The 20,961-nt window shown below is 45.5% G+C and carries 16 protein-coding genes; 7 read left to right on the top strand and 9 right to left on the bottom strand.

Translation table 11 applies throughout. The features are described 5' to 3' along the window. The first annotated feature begins 113 nt into the window (after positions 1–113). From AHMF7616_RS20730 to AHMF7616_RS20715, 5 genes are all read left to right on the top strand, one after another. Positions 114–842, top strand: coding sequence for a hypothetical protein (locus AHMF7616_RS20730; protein WP_115374626.1), 729 nt, complete (start codon positions 114–116; stop codon positions 840–842). A 333-nt stretch (positions 843–1,175) separates the two neighbouring features. After that, positions 1,176–1,865: an HAD family hydrolase gene (locus AHMF7616_RS20725; RefSeq protein ID WP_115374625.1), complete on the top strand. Its 690-nt coding sequence runs from the start codon at positions 1,176–1,178 to the stop codon at positions 1,863–1,865. Positions 1,866–1,888: 23 nt separating this feature from the next. Then, positions 1,889–2,521 (top strand): NUDIX hydrolase, encoded by a 633-nt coding sequence (locus AHMF7616_RS20720; protein WP_115374624.1) that lies wholly within the window; start codon positions 1,889–1,891, stop codon positions 2,519–2,521. Between the two features lie 750 nt (positions 2,522–3,271). Further along, positions 3,272–3,511, top strand: coding sequence for a hypothetical protein (locus tag AHMF7616_RS27275; RefSeq protein ID WP_233507682.1), 240 nt, complete (start codon positions 3,272–3,274; stop codon positions 3,509–3,511). Between the two features lie 29 nt (positions 3,512–3,540). Continuing rightward, entirely contained in the window at positions 3,541–4,239 is a 699-nt protein-coding gene (locus AHMF7616_RS20715; RefSeq protein WP_233507680.1) for a M28 family peptidase, read from the top strand. On the opposite strand, the gene AHMF7616_RS20710 is transcribed toward AHMF7616_RS20715, so the two are convergent. The 5 genes from AHMF7616_RS20710 to AHMF7616_RS20690 form a co-directional block, all read right to left on the bottom strand. Beyond that, the gene (locus AHMF7616_RS20710; RefSeq protein ID WP_147275744.1) at positions 4,240–4,527 is read right to left on the bottom strand and encodes a PIN domain-containing protein; all 288 of its coding nucleotides are present in this window, start codon (positions 4,525–4,527) and stop codon (positions 4,240–4,242) included. A 4-nt stretch (positions 4,528–4,531) separates the two neighbouring features. Then, the gene (locus AHMF7616_RS27965) at positions 4,532–4,681 is read right to left on the bottom strand and encodes a PIN domain-containing protein (protein WP_115374622.1); all 150 of its coding nucleotides are present in this window, start codon (positions 4,679–4,681) and stop codon (positions 4,532–4,534) included. After that, entirely contained in the window at positions 4,678–4,881 is a 204-nt protein-coding gene (locus AHMF7616_RS20700; protein ID WP_115374621.1) for a hypothetical protein, read from the bottom strand. Before AHMF7616_RS20700 ends, AHMF7616_RS27965 begins: the two co-directional genes overlap by 4 nt. Positions 4,882–4,984: 103 nt before the next feature. Then, positions 4,985–6,358 (bottom strand): M20/M25/M40 family metallo-hydrolase, encoded by a 1,374-nt coding sequence (locus AHMF7616_RS20695; protein ID WP_115374620.1) that lies wholly within the window; start codon positions 6,356–6,358, stop codon positions 4,985–4,987. Between the two features lie 30 nt (positions 6,359–6,388). After that, positions 6,389–7,756 carry an HTTM domain-containing protein gene (locus tag AHMF7616_RS20690; RefSeq protein ID WP_115374619.1) on the bottom strand — a complete coding sequence of 456 codons (1,368 nt, stop codon included), beginning with the start codon at positions 7,754–7,756 and terminating at the stop codon, positions 6,389–6,391. 318 nt (positions 7,757–8,074) lie between these two features. Here AHMF7616_RS20690 and AHMF7616_RS20685 point away from each other — a divergent pair, with 318 nt between their 5' ends. After that, complete coding sequence (locus AHMF7616_RS20685; RefSeq protein ID WP_115374618.1) at positions 8,075–10,933, top strand: BamA/TamA family outer membrane protein; 2,859 nt, start codon at positions 8,075–8,077, stop codon at positions 10,931–10,933. Positions 10,934–10,966: 33 nt separating this feature from the next. Here AHMF7616_RS20685 and AHMF7616_RS20680 read toward each other — a convergent pair whose 3' ends face one another. From AHMF7616_RS20680 to AHMF7616_RS20670, 3 genes are all read right to left on the bottom strand, one after another. Then, positions 10,967–12,844 carry a hypothetical protein gene (locus AHMF7616_RS20680; RefSeq protein ID WP_115374617.1) on the bottom strand — a complete coding sequence of 626 codons (1,878 nt, stop codon included), beginning with the start codon at positions 12,842–12,844 and terminating at the stop codon, positions 10,967–10,969. Between the two features lie 488 nt (positions 12,845–13,332). Then, positions 13,333–16,110: a DEAD/DEAH box helicase gene (locus AHMF7616_RS20675; protein WP_115374616.1), complete on the bottom strand. Its 2,778-nt coding sequence runs from the start codon at positions 16,108–16,110 to the stop codon at positions 13,333–13,335. 605 nt (positions 16,111–16,715) lie between these two features. Next, positions 16,716–17,939, bottom strand: a complete 1,224-nt coding sequence (locus AHMF7616_RS20670) for a pyridoxal phosphate-dependent aminotransferase (RefSeq protein WP_115374615.1) — start codon at positions 17,937–17,939, stop codon at positions 16,716–16,718. A gap of 404 nt (positions 17,940–18,343) precedes the next feature. Here AHMF7616_RS20670 and AHMF7616_RS20665 point away from each other — a divergent pair, with 404 nt between their 5' ends. Beyond that, a complete protein-coding gene (locus AHMF7616_RS20665) occupies positions 18,344–20,158 on the top strand; it encodes a glycoside hydrolase family 3 protein (protein ID WP_115374614.1) in 1,815 nt (604 codons plus the stop codon). 101 nt (positions 20,159–20,259) lie between these two features. Here the strand turns inward: AHMF7616_RS20665 and AHMF7616_RS20660 are convergent, their stop codons facing one another. Next, positions 20,260–20,721, bottom strand: a complete 462-nt coding sequence (locus tag AHMF7616_RS20660) for a hypothetical protein (RefSeq protein WP_147275743.1) — start codon at positions 20,719–20,721, stop codon at positions 20,260–20,262. Between the last annotated feature and the right edge of the window lie 240 nt (positions 20,722–20,961).

The following is a 20,961-nucleotide window of genomic DNA, read 5'->3' as shown; positions in this document are numbered from 1 at the left end:
GCTGGTAAATAGCTATTTACTTACCTTAACTAAAGCCTAGACTTTCCGGGGCTAAATTACGTATATACCAAAATACTCCAATGGCAGTTTATATACTGATGAACGCACCAACTATGAAATTATTGAATAAATCAGCGCCTTTCCTGTTACTTTTTTTTACGCTCGGAACCGCCCTGTCCGCGTGTGAATCCCGGCGAACCATCGAGGCAGAAGAAGCCTCTACGGCCAGCGCCGGAGTCGACCAGCAAGATTCCCGGGATACCATTCTGGTAGTCCGGGGAAATACCAATGCCGTGAAAGAATTAAAAAAATTTAAAGATTGGGTAAACCAGAAAGCCAACAAAGTAGATTCGGCTACCAACGAAAATCTACCCGAGATACAAGCTGAGTTTAAGCGCAAAACCGCTCATTTAGAGAAAGGCCTGGATAGTTTATCGAAAGATGCAAAAGCCGAGTACCTGGCAACAAAAGCCAAATACAAAGCGTGGGAAGCACAAAATAAAGAACGTACCAGCAAGCCTTTGCAGGCCGGTGAAATTAAAAAACGCCAGAAACAGTTACTGGGCGAATATCAGAATTTAAATAGTATAAATGCTACTAATGTATGCGAAGCTTATCTGGTTTTTATGGGCATGGTCCGGGCTAAAAAACACAACTGGGACCAGAACGACTGGGATTACACCGACTACGTTTACCGGCAACTGAACAACCGGAAACAAGAAATTACCACTTCTATTTCTACCAACGACGAATTAAAAATTAAAAGTTTACAAGCCGAGTACTTGGCCCTAGAAGCCGGCAAGGATGCCAAAGATTTAATAAAAGCCGTAAAAAGTAAATAAGATATTACAGGTTCCTACTGTAAAGCTGCTCCATTTTACCGGAGCAGCTTTTTTTATTTATTATTAAACCGTTTCTGGTTACTGAGGTACCATTTTGTTGCGAAAAAATTTTATGCTATGCTTTTTAAATTGTAAGAAGCCCGGATAGTTTTGCAGCAGAATTTTTAAAAATAAAGCCAGTAGAGAAACCACCGCTTCATAAAAACTAGCTTTACTTTAAGATTTATTTTGTAATAAAGAAGTTTACTTCTGGAAATAAACCGACTTTTATGGCTTAAATCCGTATGATCACGACTTTAAGAAATCGGCTAAGTATAGCCACCAATACGTAAAATGAAGAAAGAATTAGCAGTATTATTTGATATGGACGGTGTGATCTGCGATACGAACCCGTACCACTTACAAGCCTGGGAAAAATTTGCGGAAAAGCACCAGCTTCATTTAGAAGGCAAAGATTTAAGCTATTACATTTATGGCCGCACCAACCGCGACGCCCTGCAATTATTTATGCAGGACAAAGCCTTCGCCAACGGCAACAACTTTACCAGCGATCAGCTAACCGATTTAAGCGAAGAAAAAGAAGCCTTATTCCGGGATATTTACCGCGACCACGTAGAATTAACCGGCGGCTTGCAAGCTTTTTTAGAAGAACTTAAAAATGCTGGTGTTCCCATTGCCTTAGCTTCTAATGCGCCCATCAGTAACATCAATTTTATTCTGGATGCCACCAATACCCGTTCTTATTTTGATGCCGTGGTAGATGCTACCCAGGTAACTAAAGGCAAACCCGATCCGCAGATTTATTTACGGGCCGCCGAGTTACTGCACGTAGAACCGGCTAATTGCATTGTAATGGAAGACTCCACAGTAGGCGTAGAAGCCGGTCAGAAGGCCGAAATGAAAGTAGTGGGCATTACCACCACCCACACCGCCGAAGAATTAAGCCACACCGATTTAGTTATCGATGATTTTACGGAGTTAAGCATTAACGAATTAAAAAACTTATTGCTCAGCGGCCACTAAGCCGCTTTGTTGATTTTATTTTTATGGCACCATCCGAAACAACAGATAAGTGGCTGGCCTTTGCGAAACGCGTGCAGGCCATTGCGCAAGCCGGTTTAACCTACGCCGTAAACGGTTACGACACCGAGCGGTACGAAGAATTAAGCGCCATCAGCGTGCAGATCATGCAGGAGCTATCCGGCGAAAACCCAGAAAAAATTAAAAACTTATTTACCAACGAAACCGGTTACCAAACCCCGAAGGTAGATGTGCGCGCCGTCGTATTTGAGGCCAACAAGATTTTGCTGGTGCACGAAAAAATTGATAATTGCTGGTCGCTGCCCGGCGGCTGGGCCGACGTGGGTTATTCGGCGGCTGAAGTAGCGGTGAAAGAAACCCAGGAAGAAGCCGGCTTAGAGGTAAAGCCCGTTCGGCTGCTGGCGGTACTCGATAAAAAACACCATCCGCATCCCCCGTCGCCGTACCATACTTACAAGATTTTTATACTGTGCGAGGTTACTGGTGGTTCGCTGCAGCAAGGCATGGAAACGCAAGGTGTCGGCTTTTTCGACCGGACGAACTTGCCGGAACTATCGCTGGAGCGCAACACGCCGTCGCAGGTTCAAATGCTTTTTGAGTATCTGGATGATCCGGGGAAAGAAGCGTATTTTGATTGATTTTTTAAATTTTTTATTGACCTAGCGATGGCTGTTGTTTTGGTTTCTGAGTGAAACAGTTTCATTGCTCAGGTATCAACCCTTCCGCCCTAAAGGGCACCTTCCCTAAAAACAGGGAAGGAGAGGCTGCTTTTTACATTTACCAACTACCATTTACTAATGATTTTAAAATGAGAATGACAAAACAGTTTAGAGTTGATTCCTGCAATGGGCTAAAGCTGTTTGTTGCATAGCCGTCAAAATTTAAAAAATGCGGTCATTCAGGAGGAACCTATTTGGCTACGTAGCAGAATAGTTTTCTTCTGAAGACCAGGAATAAGAAAAGCTTATTAAAATTAATAAATCGTAAGTACGAACTACTTCATTCAAAGCTTCATTACTTCTAGTTATGTCAAAATAAAGTGTCGCTACTCTAAACTGGCATTATTCTGACTTAGAAGTGCCTTTTAGATTCTGAGAACTTTGGGTTCCGGTTCTGCACAGTAGTATTCCGCAACGGAGCGAGGAAAGGAATGAAAAAGTAGTAGCAGCCTCTCCTCCCCTGTTTTTAGGGGAGGTACCCTTTAGGGTAAAGGGGTTTATGCGCCAGCCGGCACCGGCAACCTCAGCCTGATCAAACTAGAAAGCACCTGTGCCCGGAGACTTGAAAAGCTTAACAGAAAAAGCTCTTATAAACCCAGGTAAAAGCTTAACCAATCAAACTTTCACCCGTTATAAACCTGCTAACTTTAAAGCTATTAGCTACAGCCCATGAAAAAAGCGCTGATTTTACTGGCAATTTTTACGGGTATTGGGTTGATAAGCGCTTATGTAGTTTTTAATCCTGTTTTTAGTAAGAAGATGAAGACTGTTCCCACAATTGCCGTATCCCGTGACCGGCTTTACAACGATGTCCAATATCTGACCCGGATAGAACCGGCCCGGCAAGCCTTTAATCAGGCAGGTATAGAGCTGGCGGCCACTTACATTTATCAGGAATTTAAAAAATAAGCGACCGGGTAAGTTACCAGGAGTTTCTAGTGAGTGGGCAAACGTATAAAAACGTTATTTGTACCCTGGGTCCTTCCACCGGCGAACGCATTATTCTGGGAGCGCATTACGACGTGTGCGGGAACCAACCCGGCGCCGACGATAATGCCAGCGGGGTGGCCGGCTTACTGGAACTGGCCCGGCTTTTACACACCGAAGAAGCTAATTTAAAATACCGCATCGATTTAGCATCTTTTTGCCTGGAGGAGCCACCTTTTTTTAAAACCGAATCGATGGGCAGTGCCGTACACGCTAAATTTTTAAAAAAACAAGGCGTAACGGTAAAAGCAATGATCTGTCTCGAAATGATTGGTTACTACTCCGAGGAAAAAGGTTCGCAGCGGTACCCGGTACCCGGCATGGATGCCATTTATCCTGATAAAGCTAATTTTATTTCGGTAGTCGGCGATTTAAACCAAAATCAGTTGGTAGCGCACGTAAAAAAGTTCATGCTGGCTGGCAGCACCATTGATGTGCAGTCGTTAAACGCGCCTTCTTCTATTCCAGGGGTTGATTTTTCGGACCATTTAAATTATTGGGCTAACGGTTACCCCGCCGTGATGATTACCAATACGTCGTTTTACCGCAACCCGAACTACCACCAGGTTTCCGATACCATTGATACTTTAGACTTTGCGAAAATGGGCGAAGTTGTAAAAGGGGTTTACTGGGCCGTGCTGCAGTTATAGTTAAAGTTTTCGCCGGAGTTGGAATAAGTCTTGCGTGGATAAAACATTCTGCAATCCTTTTTCCGTTAATCCTTTAAGTAATTTCTTGTCGCCGGTCCACAATAATCCATTTATCTCTAGGGCTAAGGCCACAAATGGTGTATCATCTTCATCTATACTGGCAGTAAACTCTAATGCTTTTTTCCACGAACTAGTAGATATTACTTCTTCAGAAATAAGCTCAATGGAGGTGAATATCCGGTAAGAAGATTGAGAGAATTGACTTTCCGTTAATTTTGAAGCTTTCATCAATTTATTCAGAGTATCGTAGGATTTCCTCTGTCATTAACTCAGGCGAATAGAATTGAAATTCGTTTTGGGAATTTAAGAGTAATTCACCAATAAGACCATTAGCATTTAGTAAAGCACTAAATACAATATTGGTATCAACGACAATATTCATTTAAGGAACCGATGTTTATTTTCGGTCCACCATCTTTTTTTAGATTCATCAGCGAGATTATTAGCTACTTCTTCGGTTGCTTCACTGCTGGCAGTTGCTTCTTTATATTGTAAATAATTAATAATACGTTGTAAGCCAATAGGGTCAATATTAGAAGGCAACCGGAGTATTATTTCGTTATCAGTCCGTTCTATTATCATGATATGAATTTACGAATTTAAATTTCACATTGTTCTTCCCGAATCTAAGATCAGCTTATTTTTATAGTTTATTTATGACTTGTGAAACTTCCGTATAATTATTCTATCGGATTGGCTTAGGCATTACTGGTAAACTTTCGTGACCTTCGCTATCTACGGCTTGTACCGCGAAGAAGTAATTGTCTTTGGAGTAGGGGAGCAGGGCTTTCGTGTCGTTTACGTAAATTTTCTTTTGCCACATGGGCATAGCGGTTTCCCGCATGAGTATGTAGTAACCATTGGGTTTTTTACCGGTAGTTGGCGTCTGCCAGCGCAGCTCGGTTTGGTTGGTAAGGTTACTGGTTACCACTCCCACGTTTTCGGGCGAAGCCGGGGCAGCGGCTAAACTGGCTAAAGTGGCTAAATTCAGGGCCGTGTTTTTACGTAAGTAATCGTAGTCAATGTGTTCGGGAAAGTCGCCGTAGGCAATGTTGTTTTTGGTGCGAACGTTTTGGTGCTGGTGCTGGTAATTTTCGTTCATTTCGCAAATGCGCACGGCGGTAAAACCAGCCTGGCTGAATGGCGTATGGTCGCCGCCCCGCAAAAAGCGGTCGGTGCGGTAGTTAAGTACTACTTCTAATTGCGGCACATAGCGCTCGCTCATTTCTTTTAAATAGCGCGCTAACTGGCGACTGCGGCTGTCGTTTTCGCCACCAATACTTTTACGTAAAGCAGCCATTTCTTCGGTTTCCAGAGCGGGTACGCCTTCGCTAAAAATCCGGACGTGCGTATTATCGCGCAGGTTGGTTTCATCGGATAAAGAATTGCCGATCATGTCGTTGTTGAGCATGGCTACCAAGTTCCAGTTTTCTTTTTTGGCCCGGTCGGCTAAATGCTTGGCGCCGTACAAACCTTGTTCTTCGCCTTGCACCGCCACAAAAATAATTGTAGCCGGAAAAGAACGCGTAGCCATTACGCGGGCCAGTTCCACTACGGCGGCTACGCCCGAACCATCATCGTTCGCGCCCGGGGCTTTGCCTTTTACATCCATTACATCGGTGTTGCGGCTATCAATATGTCCCGAAACAATAAACACCCGGTTATCGGTGGGGTCGGTACCTTTTAAAGTAGCCATTACATTCGCCATTTCTACATCCACCGGAATCCGGCGCCCATCCGCTTTGATCACGTACTTATCCTGGGTTACCGTTAATCGGCCGTTAGAAGCAGCAGCCGCTTTTTGAAACTCGCTTTCTACCCAATTCCGGGCAGCGCCAATGCCGCGCTTTTTATCGGTAGTAGAACTTAACGAATGCCGCGTTTCGAAGCTGACCAGTTTCCGGACGGTATTTTCCAGGTTCTGCGCCGAAACTTCCTGCACCATTTGGTTGATAACCGGATCTGATTTTATAATGGTTTGAGCAAAACTGAAAATTGGAGCAGCCGCTACAGTAAAAGCAATAGTTAGACAGGATAAGATAAAAGAGTTAGGTTTCATGAGCGCGTAAGCAAGTACGGGTAAGTTTATTTATGGGGTATAAGGTAATATCCAGTCGGCGTGTTGAAAAGGCTGCCAGGGTACCGCGGCTAAGTCGGTTTTAGAATCAATAAACGGCTGGTACGGCCGACCGTTGAGGCTGGCTTGCGCGTGGGCAAAAACCTGCACTTGCTGGTAGCCTTGCTGCTGGTAGTGTTTTTTTAAAAATTGCGCAAACTGCCAGATTAAATCGGGCCGCACGGCGATAACGCTGGCTTGTTTGCTGGTAAGAAATTGGTTAGGGTAAACGGTTTGGCTTTGATGGGTAACCGGGTCGCGCACTTCAAAGGATATAGTGCCGGTTTTCGCGCGCATCATCATTTGCCAGGCCATGCGGTGTCCTTCTTCGGTCCAGTGCACGTCGCCCAGAATAAACCAATGCCGCACTGGTAAAATTAACTGGATTAGAAAATAAACGGCGAGTAAATAAAGAACAGGTGGCGTACGGGTAATTTCTGTTTCCGGCAGACTTAACTTACCGTTTCCGGATAGTTGCGGCTTTTTTTTTAAAAATATGCGTCGGACGGTTTCGGGATTAAAAAAGAATACCGATAACGCAATAGCGATGTATGGAAAAACGCCCACCTGAAATACCGCCGAATTAAATAAATGAAAGAAAAGCGAGGTAATAAAGGCCCACTTGCGGGTTCGGCGCCACAGTAAAAAGGGGGTAATCAGTAAATCGAACAAGATGCCGCCGTAAGCGATAAACACCTGTAAAAGATGGTTTTGCAGCCACGGCCCGATAATAGGGTAGTGCGCCTTTACACTGAACCACAGTTTAATCGGCATGGCCTGCACCCAATCGGGGTACATTTTGGCAATGGAGGCAAAGGTATACACCAGGCCAATTTGGGCGGCAAAAATAGCCAGGCACCACCGCGGGCAGGTTAAGGATTTTATTCCGGGTTTCCGGCGCACATCCCAGGCAGCGTAAGCGTTTGCCGGCACCAGCAGCATTAAAAAACCAAGCAGAATAATAAAGTAATAATGGTTGTTATAACTGGCTTTCTGCATCAGGTAAGTAGCCCACCACATAAGGGTATAAGCCGCTAAACTCACGCGGTAATAAGCGCCCACCATAATGAGCAACCCGAGTACCGACATGAAACCGTAGTAAAAATACATGCCGTTGCCGGGTAAAGGCTGCAGCCATTCAAAACCGATAAATGGTAATTGTACCGTGGGATCGATTAAATTATGTTTTACCCAACCGGTGGCAATAGCCCCGCTGGCCTCCAAAGCCAGTAACAAACCAAAGAACAACCGGAAAATAATCAGGGGACTGTTATCGACGGGTTGGCAAAGCCAAGCCAGCAAGCGGGAAGTTATAGGAGGCGCAGTAACCGGGTGAGCCATATTTATTCTAAAAATTTAAAAATACTTGTTTTTTAAGGTTCCGGATAAAATTAAGTTGAACTACTTATGTGCTGGGTTGATGCAATCAAATACTTTTATGCCGTAAATTAATTTTTTAAAAAATTTAACATCCAATACCATGTCTTCTTTCTTACGCCGGGCAAAATACGGCCATTCTGTAAAATAGAAATAAAATATTATCTTCCGCTTGCGGCTTTCCTGTTTCGGGACAAGTAGTACTTAATCCTGATTTCGAGGAAGAACTGTCGCCAATATCCCGATAATTTTAAAATTTTAAACTTACTCAATCCTTTTTTTATGCATACTAGTACGTTGCTTTTTTCGCCGAAGCGCAAGGTATTGCTTTTATTTATTTCCCTGTTTTTAAATTATACGGTCCAGGCGCAACTGGAAACCAACCCGCCCGATGTGTCGTGGCGGCAAATCAACACCGAAAAGTTTCAGGTAATTTTCCCGGAAGGTTTCGAAGACCAGGCGCAAAAAGTGGCCAACACCCTACAGTACTTACACGCCCCTTTGTCGCGTACCCTAAAGAAAGAGCCGCGCCGCTTGCCTTTAATTTTGCAGAACCGCAACGCTATTTCTAACGGCTTTGTAACGCTGGCGCCGCGCCGGTCGGAGTTTTACACCATGCCGCCCCAGGATTACACCTTGCTGGGCACTAACCGCTGGCTCGATTTATTAGCGGTACACGAGTTCCGGCACGTGGTACAATACGACAAAGCCCGGCAAAGTGCCACGAAATTAATGTATTATTTAGGCGGCGAATATGGCCTGTCCATCGCGAATAATATTTCTATCCCGAACTGGTTTTGGGAAGGCGATGCCGTAAGTACCGAAACCGCTTTTACCCGTAGCGGCCGGGGCCGCACCCCGGATTTTGATTTACTGTTCCGCACCAATTTACTCAGCGGCCGCCAGTACTCGTACAACAAGCAACATCTAGGGTCTTTTAAAGATCCGGTACCCAACCATTACGTATTAGGCTACCACTTTGTAACTTACGGCCGGCGACATTACGGGGCCGATTTTTGGAGCGGCGTAATAGACCAGGCGGCGAGTCGGTTCTTTGTTCCTTTTGTGTTTTCGTCGTCGTTGCGCTACGAAAGTGGTTACAGCTTGCCCGCCAACTACCGCCGCATGCAACACGAACTCGATTCGCTCTGGACCGGACAGGTGAACCAAATTAAACTTACTCCAGCTACTACCATCACTAAACGAACAGATTCTGTTTACACCAACTACGAGTTTCCGCAGGAACTCCCGGATGGTAGCGTAGTTGTGCTTAAATCCGGCTTGGGCGATTACCCGCAGTTTGTAAAAGTTAAAACCGATGGTTCCGAAGAAAAATTATTTACGCCGGGTCCGTTAAATGGTAACGCCATGTTATCGGTGGCGCAGAATAAAATTGTGTGGTCGGAGTATGCGTTTGATCCGCGCTGGCAGGTAAGAACGTATTCGGTTTTAAAAACTTATGATATTACTACCGGTAAACAGCAGGTTTTACAGCGCAAAACCCGCTTAGCCGCCCCCGCCTTTTCGCCGGATGCCAGTAAAATAGTGGCCATCGAGGCTTCTTTAAAAAACGAATACGCGCTGGTTATTCTGGATGCGGCTACCGGGAATGAATTAAAAAGAATAGCCGCGCCGCAAAACGATTTTCTCTCGATGCCCCGCTGGTCCCCGGACGGTAAAAACATTGTATTGCTCCGCACCGCCAATGGCCAGCGGACCATTAGTTTATTTAACACCGAAACGGAGGTTTTTACCGAAGTGCTGCCCCCTACCACCGAGAACATCGGGCACCCAATACTAATAGGGAATTACGTGTACTTTAATGCGCCCTATACCGGCATCGAAAATGTGTTTGCCCTGGACCTAACCACCGGGCAGCAATACCAGGTAACCTCCCGGCAGTTTGCCGGCATTAACGCTACCATTAGCCACGACGGCCAGCAGATTATCTTCAACGATTTTACCAAATATGGGTATAATGTAGCGCGCATGCCGCACACGCCAGCCACTTGGGTAGCCCGGGAGCAAGTGCCGGATACCCGGATACAATACTACCAGCCCGTAGTAGAGCATGAAGGTAACCCGGACATTTTAACGCAGGTGCCTAACCAGGTTTATCCCGTGCAGCATTATTCAAAATTTAAAAAAATATTTAAACCGCATAGCTGGTCGCCGGGCCGGGACCCGGTTAATAATACCTGGACGGCTACTGTTTATTCCCAGGATTTGCTCAGTACTACCGTAGCTACAGCGGCTTATACCTACAACGCCAACGAGAAAACCAGCCGGGGCCAAGTCGGGGTTAGTTACCAAGGTTTTTACCCCATTCTGAACGTAGCCGGCACTATCGGTCAACGCGCCGAAGTAGAAGACGATACCTTATCGTATGGCTGGCGCGAAAAAAGTGTAACGGCCGGTTTTCAGGTGCCCTTAATCTTAACGCACTCCCGTTATTCAGAATCCTTAATTTTTGGCGCCGACGCAAGTGTCACCAGCATTTCGGATTACGAGCGGCCCCGGACTGCTTTAACGGAGCAAGCAAACGGAACGCTGCGTCATTTGCATTACAATGTGGCTTATGTTCGCAGCCATAGCCGGAGCAAACGCGATTTAGCCGGCCGGTTTGAGCAGCGCCTGGCGGTAAATTATTACCATACGCCCCTGGGCGGGGATTACAAAAGTGGTTTATTCGCGACGACGGCGCAACTGGCGTTCCCGGGTTTGTTTAAGCATCATTCTTTCCAGATTGGCGGTAATTACCAGCACCAAAACGTCGAAAATTACCGGTTTGCCAGTACCATCATTTTTCCGCGGGGCTATAGTTACCACTCGCACCAAAACTTTACGGGTGGTTTTGTGCAGTACCGCTTACCGCTCTGGTACCCCGATTTAGCTTTAGGGCCTTTTTTGTACTTCCAGCGGGTGCGGGGCAATGTATTTTTTGATTACGGCCAGGGGAGAAGTAAGGCAGTGGTTTACCAGCCCAACCGGGAATACCAATCAGTAGGTGCGGAGTTAAGTACCGATTTTAATTTTATGCGTTTTAACAGGACTTTATTGAATTTAGGTGTACGTTTTTCGTACTTGCCGCAAGAGAAGGACTTACAAGTGGAATTGCTGGTGGTAAATTTAGGATTTTAAGATTTTGTCTGGCATAAAATTTTAACCGATAACTTAACTTACTTCCTTAAAATCAATTAAAAACCCAAACTTTTTCAGGTAGTTTTTTACTTTGCTGATGCTGGTTTTGGGGATAATAACGTGATACATCTCCGCTTTGATGATGTGTTTTTTGAGGAAAGCATCGCTGGCTACCAGGCGTATTAACTCTTTGTTGGAGGGCAATTCAAAAAGCTGGTAATTAGCATTAAGCGCAGGTAAAGCTACGTTTCGTTCCTGAATGGCCGCAAAAAACTCCTGCCAAATTAGTGGGGGGGTTGCCGAAAGCAGTTGCTTAAACATGTTTAATTTTGCCGTTACTTCCAGGCTGGTGTTGCAGTCGCCCAGCAAGGTTTCGTAATCTACCTTAAACAAATGCTCGCCGGCTTTGCGGGCTACTTTTTCCAGGATGGTAAGGAGGGGTTTATTAGTTCCGGTATAAGAAATAAACAAATGCTGCTCGTCTAATAAGATTTTTTCATGCGGCGTTACTGGCGCTTCGTAGGTTTGGGTTAAGCCGCATAGGTATGCGCCCAAAGCTGTCAGGCGCACCGCCTGCAAGCCATCGAATACCGAGATATGCTTTTTTTTAAATTTTTCGGCTGCCGGGTTGGCTGGTAAGCCATACGCCAGGTCTACCAAACCAAAAGTGGCAAATAAGTAAAAAGTACCCCGCAGCAGCGGCTCGGTAAGCAAGGTTCGGTAGTAAGGCCGGTACAAATATTTTTTAGTTTTCCCGTACGTATCATCCGATTCAAAATACACGTTGTTATGCGCGACGTAATCGCGTATTAATTCTAAAGGTAGTTCCCGGTACAAGGCATAGTTCAGAAGGTTATCGGCAGCCACCCACTGCCCCAGCGGTAATTGTTGCAGCAATGAAAACAGGGTTTGGTTAACCACTGGATTGGTATCTGCCTTGTTTATGCCTTTCAGGTGAAAAAGCACGGTTGCCGACGAGAACTGAGCCTTTTCGTAGAGCTGGAAACCTTGTTTCAGAAAAGCTACCGAATCGTCGTAAGTAGTAAAGCCTTTCCGATTTAAAGCCAGCACCATTTCGGCAATAAAGCGGGTGCGAATGCTGGCGGCGTATTTATCGCCATTATCTGGGTAAAATTCTTTAATGCCGCAGTATTTTCGCATTTTACTCACCGATGCTACGTTTAATAAGCCCGATTCCGAAATGCTCAATTTCCCTTGCTGTACGTACGATAAGGCCACTGGCAATTCCGAAAACAAACTATCGTGGTTGGTATAAACCTGTAAGCCCGGACTTTCCGGCAGCGATATTGCTATCAGGTCGAACCCGAAAGGAACCGGCGTAAATTTCTTAAGCCGGGCATTAAGGGGCCGCGGGAAATACAAAAAATGCAGGTAAGAGGTTTCGTTTTTAAAATTGCGCCCCGAATACCAGTACGAATAATCCCGGTCAGTAGGATCGTCGCGGAAAAGGCAGAACAATGGATGCAGTTCGGTAACAGCATTAGGATAAGAAGTTTCGAGTTCCTGGTTGGTGTAGGCTACTTTCGTGTTAAAATGTTTTTCCAGGCTTTCGTGATTCTGACCACCTTCCCAGATTATTTTATCTACTACCGCCGGCATCGGGTCAGGTAAAGCCGCTCGCATTTGCCGGAACAACTCGCCGTGCTGAAAGAACGGCACCAGGCAGGCAATTAACTCTGATTTAGTCGGGTTGGGTTTTTGCGAGTAAGAAGGCACGTGGTACTGGCGGCATAACGTAACATTATTTAAAATAAAGCTGCGTAGGAAAATTTTAAAAAAAGGATAAATACTATCTTTGGTATAAGCCGCACTTACCACTTCCTGCAACTCCCGTGGGCTGAGTTCATCGGGCATTTCCGTTCTACCGGTTATCGGGATTATTTTCTGCATTTTTAGAGTTAGCTGTAAATAGTGACTTGTCTCCCGCTTTAATTCTTAACCACTAGCTTTAGCTAATGGCCATTCAAAAGCTAGTAGCTATTTAAAAATTAAACTTTGGTTATACCTCTGATTTAATTAAATATATACTGAGGCTGAAGCAAGTGTACGTTTTGTTTAATCTAAGTACTTGCTAAACCATACTTTGAAAACGTATAACTTAAAACTTACTACCTTACCATTTAGTTGTGCGTAGAGTTAGCAAAGCGCTCTACGCTCTTCCGGACTGCCAATCTCTGATTGGCGTAGCAGAGAATTTTATTGATAAACGCCAATCAGAGATTGGCAGTCCGGAAGAGCGTAGAGACCGCTCACGCGAACTCTACACCTAACAGTGAGGAAGCTCGCGCCAGCGGTATCTTTTAAAATTTAAAGTAACCTTCCAACCTTTCAACCTGCAACCTGCAACCTGTAACTTGCAACTTCTCAACCTGCAACCTTCAAGCCCCCAGCATAAATTCAATGTCCGTTTCGCTGAGCGATTTAATGGAAGCGCTGTCGGAGGCGATGATGTTGGCGAAGAGTTCTTTTTTCTTTTCCTGTAAATGCATGATTTTTTCTTCGATGGTATTTTTGGTAATCAGGCGGTAGCTGAACACGGTTTTATCCTGGCCGATGCGGTGTGCGCGGTCGATGGCTTGGTTTTCGGCGGCGGTATTCCACCACGGGTCGAAGATAAAAACCATATCGGCGGCCGTTAAATTCAAGCCTACGCCCCCGGTTTTTAGCGTCATCAGAAAAACGCGGCACTGCGGATCTTGCTGAAAACGGGTTACTCTTTCCTGGCGGGTGCGGGTAGAGGTGGAGCCCGTCATTTCCACGAAATCAATGCCGGCCTGGTTTAAATCTTGCCCGATAAGCTCCATGCCGTTCAAAAAATTGGTAAACACCAGCATTTTGTGGCCGTTAGCGGCAGCATCCAGAATATTTTCCAAAAGAACTTCGCGCTTGGCCGAGCTTACCAGGTTATCGCTTTTACTTTCGGGCACCGAAGCAATTTGCCGGAGTTCCGTTAAAGCTTGTAAAATAAAAAACTGCGCTTTTTGGATGCCTTCCTGGATGATTTGGTTTTTCAGGAAAGTTTGGTAATAGCGCCGCCGTTCTTCGTACAACCGTTGCTGCTCTTCCGCCATTTCCACGAACAAAGTTTGCTCAATTTTACTGGGCAGTTCTTGTATCACGTCTTTTTTTAGGCGGCGCAAAATAAAAGGGTAAACCTTGCGCCGGAGCTCGGCCGCTACTTCTTTATCGCTGTTTTGCTGAATGGGCAAAGTGTAATAGCGATTAAATTCGTCGGCGGAGCCAAACATAGCCGGGTTCAGGTACCGGAACAAAGTGTACAACTCGGTTAAATTATTTTCCACGGGCGTACCGCTCAGGGCCAACCGGTGTTGCCCGTTCAGTAGCAGCACGGCTTTGGATACTTGCGAATTTAAATTTTTAGCGTTCTGCGACTCATCCAGGATGGTATAATAAAATGCTTGTTCTTTAAATTTTTCGATATCGTTGCGCAGAATGGCGTAAGTGGTTAAAATTAAATGATGCTTTACGGCTTCTGCCAGGTCGCGGGTAGTGGCGTAATACGTGTACGAAGTAAGCGCGGGATTAAATTTGCGGAGTTCGTTTTCCCAGTTAAACAGTAAACTTTTGGGCATTACAATTAAGGAAGGCTGCTGCTGTGCCGGATAAACCGTGGACAACATGGTAATAGCTTGCAGGGTTTTACCTAAACCCATATCGTCGGCGAGGCAGCCGCCGAGTTGATGCTGGTGCAAATAATGTAACCATTTAAAGCCTTGTTCCTGGTAAGGCCGTAGTTGCGCCTGCACGGCGGGCAGTTTTACTTTTTTCTTTTTGAGGTCGTTAAAACCCTGAAATACGTCGCGCGACCGAGCGAAATACTCGTTGGCTATTTTTTCTTCGAGTAGCTCTTCCACGAGCGGTAAATCAAAAAACGACAGCTTTACTTTGTCTTTTTTCTTTTTAAACAGCCGTTCCAGGCGTTGAATGTATTTTTCGTTGAGAATGGCCTGCGTACCATCGGAAAGCTGGATGTAGCGGTTTTTGTGGTATTGCTGAATCACGTCGAAGAGCGAAAACTTTTGCCCTTGTAGTTCCAGCGAAGCATCGCCTTCCAGAAAATCAATGCTGGAACGGAGCATGAGCAGCAGCTTGGGCTTTACCGCCGCTATTTTGTACGATTTTAATTTTTCGGCCCCGAATAGTTGGTACTTGTGCAGCAAATACGGCAACTGGTTGCGCAAAAAATCACGGGCAATTGGCTCCGGAATTACGAGCAGGTTGTCTTCCTGGTAAAAACTATGCAGGGCTTTTTTGGATTTGGTTTTACCGGTTACCAGGCTTACCACCTCGTTCACTAAATCGGCGTAAGGTTGGTAGGCCACCGGCCGCACGCTGATCGTATTTTCCAGGTCATTCAGGTTCACGATTTTATCTACTTCGTATTGTTCCAGAAAATCCACGTCGAAGTTGGGCAACACCTGCGTTACCCGTAAATACAAAGCATTATTTTCGTCGATTTTTTCAAAAATAAGCGTAGGCTGCGGCGGCAGGGGTTCGGGAAGCGTAACGGTTTGGTAGTCGCGGTACTGGACCATTACCTCCGGGAAAGATGAAAAAAGCAGCGACAGGTATTTTTCTACATCCGGAACCGGAACTGAGGCCTGAAACAAGGGTAAATGTTTAAAATTACTGCCCAACGGCTTTACCTGGTAAATTTGGTTCTCGCTTAATAAGTAACTCTCGCTAATAAGTTGCCAGTTGGTAAATTCCTGATTTTCGTGTTGCAGAATTACCTGGCCTTGTAGCGGACTTTCACCTTCCAGCCGCACGATTATCTTTCCTTCGCCGGGCGCGAACAGCAAATTTTTACCTTGCTCATTTACCAGGTTACTGCACTCACGCAGTTGCCACAGCAAAAAATCGTAATCGGCAAGGTATACCTGATCGGGGTTCTTTTCCCAGTCAATGACAAAGCTGTTTTTCTGCTGAATGGTTTCCAAGGCCCGCAACACCTCCCGCACCGGTCCGCTGTATTGCCGGTAATCGGCGGCAATAACTCGTAAGTTGCGGTTTACCGTTTCCAGGTACGCGCCGTGGTCATCGAATAAAATTTGGAATAATAACTCCTCGGCGTTCCGCTCTTTCCGCTCGAAAGCTGGTTTTCGCTTTAGTTGCTCAAACGGTGCAAGAAACATGGGCAAGGTTTAGGTTAATAATAAGCGGTAGTTGGTAAGAAATACGGAAGAAGTTGAGATGACGTTTTTACTCCTTTACATAGCGGTGGGTTTAAACCCACCGTAAGTTAATGTAATTATAGCTCTTACTTATTCTAACTGTCGCCAGTTTAGCGAAGCGTAACTGGTGATAAGCCATACGAGCAAGCTTTCAGCTTGCCGTCAAGTTGAAAACTTGACTTTATTTAAAACCGCCAGCTACAAGCTGGCGGGAGAGTTTAAACAATGTTTAAAGTAAATCTATCCACTTTCCATTTTTAAATTTCTCCCATGTTCCCCAACCAGGCTTGCCAATATCCGGCCTTTAACTCTGACTGGATCTATCCAATCATGCTGACAATTTTCCATAGGGTCGGGAATTTGCTGCCAAGCTGTAGGTTCTACTTGATATTTGTCCCTGCTTGATTCTTTAGCTTCTTCTACATTTTCAAACTATTCATCCCAATTTGCAGGAGAATCTTCCATTGTTTTATAGCCAAATAAATAAACTGCACTGCCCGAATCATAAATTATTAGACGTTTTGTCTCCGAATCAGGTAGGTTTACTTTGGCCACTAATCTCATGACTACTGAATCTTTGCAATGCCCTCGTAATCTTTCAGGAATAAAGCCATTTTCGCCAACGTAGCGTTTAATTCTTCCACGGTGGGTAAGTACACAATCCGGAAATGGTCGGGGTAGGGCCAGTTAAAGCCGGTACCGTGCACAATTAGAATGTGCTGATCTTCGAGCAAATCCAGGGCAAACTGCATATCATCCTTAATGTTAAACTTTTGCACGTCTAGCTTCGGGAAAAGGTAAAAGGCCCCTTTGGGTTTTACGCAGGTAATTCCCGGAATAGAAATCAGTTTTTCGTAACAGGCATCGCGTTGTTTGCGCAGGCGGCCGTTGGGCATTACTAACTCGTTAATGCTTTGGTAACCACCTAGCGCTGTTTGAATGGCAAACTGCGACGGCACATTGCTGCACAAACGCATACTCGATAAGGCCGTTAATCCTTCGATGTACGATTTGGCGCGGTGCTTGGCGCCGCTCACAATCATCCAGCCGGCCCGGAAACCGGCCGCCCGGTAGTTCTTCGATAAACCGCTAAAAGTCAAAAATAAGATATCGCTCGAAAAAGCCGCTGGCGAATAATGCACGGCATCGTCGTACAAAATGCGGTCGTAAATCTCGTCGGAGAAAATAATCAGGTTGTGGCGTTCGGCAATGGCGACAATGCGGCGCAGCACGTCTTCGGAATAAACCGCTCCTGTAGGGTTATTGGGGTTGATTACTACCAAACCTTTGGTGCGGGGCGTAATTTTACTTTCCAGGTCTTCCAGATCCGGGAACCAATCGGCGGCTTCGTCGCAGAGGTAATGCACGGCTTTACCCCCGGCCAGGTTTACCGAGGCGGTCCAGAGCGGATAATCGGGCGCGGGGATCAGAATTTCGTCGTCGTTGTTGAGTAGCGCCTGCATACTAAGCAGAATCAATTCGCTAACGCCGTTGCCAATGTAAATATCATCAATTTTTACATCGGCAATGCCTTTGCGCTGGCAATCGTGCATCACGGCTTTACGGGCCGCAAATAAACCTTTCGACTCGGTATAACCCTGGGCGCGGCGCAGATTAATAATTACGTCGTGAATAATTTCGTCGGGCGCATCAAAGCCGAACGGCGCGGGATTACCAATATTTAAACGGGTTATTTTATAGCCTTGCAGCTCTAACTCCATGGCTTTCTCGAAAACGGGGCCGCGGATTTCATAAAACACATTATGCAGCCGGTTACTCTTCTGTATCATACCTCATTAAAATTTGGGCTTAAAGTTAAAAGAAAATTTAGCCGCGAAAGGATTTTAAGCTGTACTAAGTTTTCTTTTATGCTTCCGTCACCCGTAAAGAACCACCAATAGCCATAAAATTTTAAAAAAGCCCTCGCCTGTAATTGTTTTTATGACCGGTATTTAAACCAACGGATTAGTCGGTAGCCCAAATGCGCCAAACGGTTCTATAACCCATTGCTATTAATAAATATAAAAAAAACTATGCCGCAGAAGTTTGTTAATTTAAGGAAAGTATAGGGCGATTCCCGGAAAATAGGCCAGAGAAGTTAATGATTTGTAACACTAAACCTTAATTAAAGGTACATCTGCTGATACTAATTGTTAGTTTCGCCGGATGAAACGCGCGCACTAAGCCTGAATACATGTGTTTTTTTAAAAATTACGCCGCTACGCTTCGTTTATTCTGCTTTTTGCTCTTAGGAATAATGCCTTTGGCTAGTACGCTCCTAAGTTCTTGCCGCGAGAAAGACCCACCCGCCCGCAAAGTAGTTTTTAAAGCCCGCGAAGTAGAAATTGCCGATACCATTAAATATCCCAATGCTTTAATTACCTCGTTGCACCGTAAAAACCGGTGGGTCGATTCGGTGTTCCGGCGCTTAAGCCCCGACGAGCGCATTGCCCAGCTCATGATTGTGGAAGCTTTTTCGAACAAAGGACCCGAACACGAAGAAGATGTTATTCATTTAATCAAAAAATATAAAGTAGGCGGGCTGATCTTTTTTCAGGGCGGGCCGGTGCGGCAAGCCAAACTCACGAATAAGTTTCAGGCAGCCAGTAAAGTGCCCTTACTCATTAGCATGGATGCCGAATCGGGCATTGGCATGCGCATGGACAGTGCCGTGCAATACCCGTTGCCCATGTTGCTGGGTGCCATTAATAACGATAGTTTAATTTACCGCATGGGCGCCGAAATTGCGCTGGAATTTAAACGGCTGGGCATGCACCTGAACTTTGCCCCGGTGGTAGATATTAATAACAACCCGGCCAACCCCATTATTGGTTACCGGGCTTTTGGCGAAAACAAAACCGACGTGGCGTCGAAAAGCCTGGCCTACATGCTGGGCATGCAGAGTGAGGGCATTATTGCTACGGCCAAGCATTTTCCGGGGCACGGCGATACCAACGTAGATTCGCACTACGATTTACCGGTTATTCCGTACGGCCGCGACCGCCTGGACTCGCTGGAGTTATACCCGTTCCGGGAAATTATTAAAGCGGGAGTAGGCGGAATTATGGTGGCGCACATGCATTTACCTAAGCTTGATTCTACGTCTAACTTACCTTCCACGCTCTCGCGGCCCATTGTTACCGATTTATTAAAAAAAGAACTCAAATTTGGCGGCCTGGTAGTTACCGATGCCATGGTAATGAAAGGTTTAACCAAGTTTTTTAAACCCGGCGAAGCCGAAGTAAGAGCTTTGCTGGCCGGCAACGACGTACTGGAAAGATTGGTAAGTGTACCCAAAGCCATTGCGGCCATCAAATTAGCTATCCGGCGAAAGCGCTTGAGCCAGCTGGACATTGACCGGCGTTGTAAAAAAATATTAGCGGCAAAGTACTGGGTAGGCTTAAATAAATACCGGCCCATTGTACTGGATAGTTTATACGCCAACTTAACCACGTCGCGGGCCTACGAAACCAACCGCCGCCTCGCCGAAGGCTCCTTAACCATGCTGCATAACCAACGGCACATAATTCCGTTGCCGCGTAAAAAGCGGGTAAAATACGCGGTGTTAGCGGTAGGAGCATCCCGACCCACTTTTTTTCAAAAGAAACTGGGCGAATTTGTATTGGTTGAGAACTTTGTGCTGCCCCGGCGCAGCGATAAAAAGGCCCGCCTGGCTTTGCGCCGGAAGCTTAAAAAATACAAGCAGGTAGTTATTGGTTTGTACGGACCCAGCATCCGGCCCAGTAATACCTTGCTGCTCGCCAAAGAAGAACTGGATTTAGTAAATGAGTTGCTGGATCAGAAAAAATGTTTGGTTGTATTGTTTGATAACGCCTATACGCTTACTAAAATAAACGAAATCCGGAAAGCCGATGGATTAATTGTGGGTTATCAGCAGCTGTTACCCGTGCAGGAAGCCGCCGCCAAACTGGTAGCTGGTCGTATTAGTGCCAATGGTAAATTACCCGTAACGGTAAACGAATATTTTAAATACGGCGATGGTTTGTAAAGTTAGTTACAGGTTACAAGTTACAGGTTGTAAGTATTTCCAGCAGGAACAAACTATTATTTGTTCCTGCTGGAAACTAATGGGTAAAACTGCAAATTAACTTAGTTGCCTTGTACCGCGTTGTTGGCGTCGTTGGCTTCTTCCTTTACTTTGGCTTTGGCCTTTTGGGCACCAGTTTTTAATTTTGCGCCTGCTTCCTGGGTTTCTTGCTTAAGCTCGGCTCCCGCTTCTTTCGCTTCTTGTTTTATGTCCTGGCCCGCTGCATTTAGCTTTGCACCTGCTTCCTGACCGGCTTCTTTTATATCCGAACCAGCTTCGTTGGCGGCGGCTTCGGTTTTATCGCCGGCGGCTTCGGCCTGGTCTTCGATGTTATCGCCGGTTTCTTTGGTATCGCCTTCTACCGAGGCATTATTGGCATCTTCGGCATCCGTAGCGGCTGGGTTTTCCTGTTCCATTACTGCTTCGTTATTTTCAGCCGCATTTTCGGTGCTTTTGGTTTGGCAGGCTACCAACGAGAACGCCGTAAAAACGGCAATGAACGATAATTGACTTAGCTTTTTCATAGTTTTGATTATTAGTACACACATTTTGGAATATATACGCATTTGCTTTAGCAGGTTGCCCCATTTTATACACTGTTGCTAAAAAGATTCTGGAAAAAGATCCCGGTTACCCCAGATTTTAAAAAATTTTAAACAGAACCATGGGTTAGAAGGTAAAGCCCGTTGGATGGGGAACAACCAACAACTAATAACGGCCAGCTATTTATTAGATCTGAAGAAAGTAGCGGATTTAGTTTGCTT

This window comes from Adhaeribacter pallidiroseus (assembly GCF_003340495.1).
Lineage (GTDB): Bacteria > Bacteroidota > Bacteroidia > Cytophagales > Hymenobacteraceae > Adhaeribacter > Adhaeribacter pallidiroseus.
The sequence above is the reverse complement of the archived record's forward strand: the minus strand, read 5'-3'. Positions and strand labels throughout refer to the sequence as shown.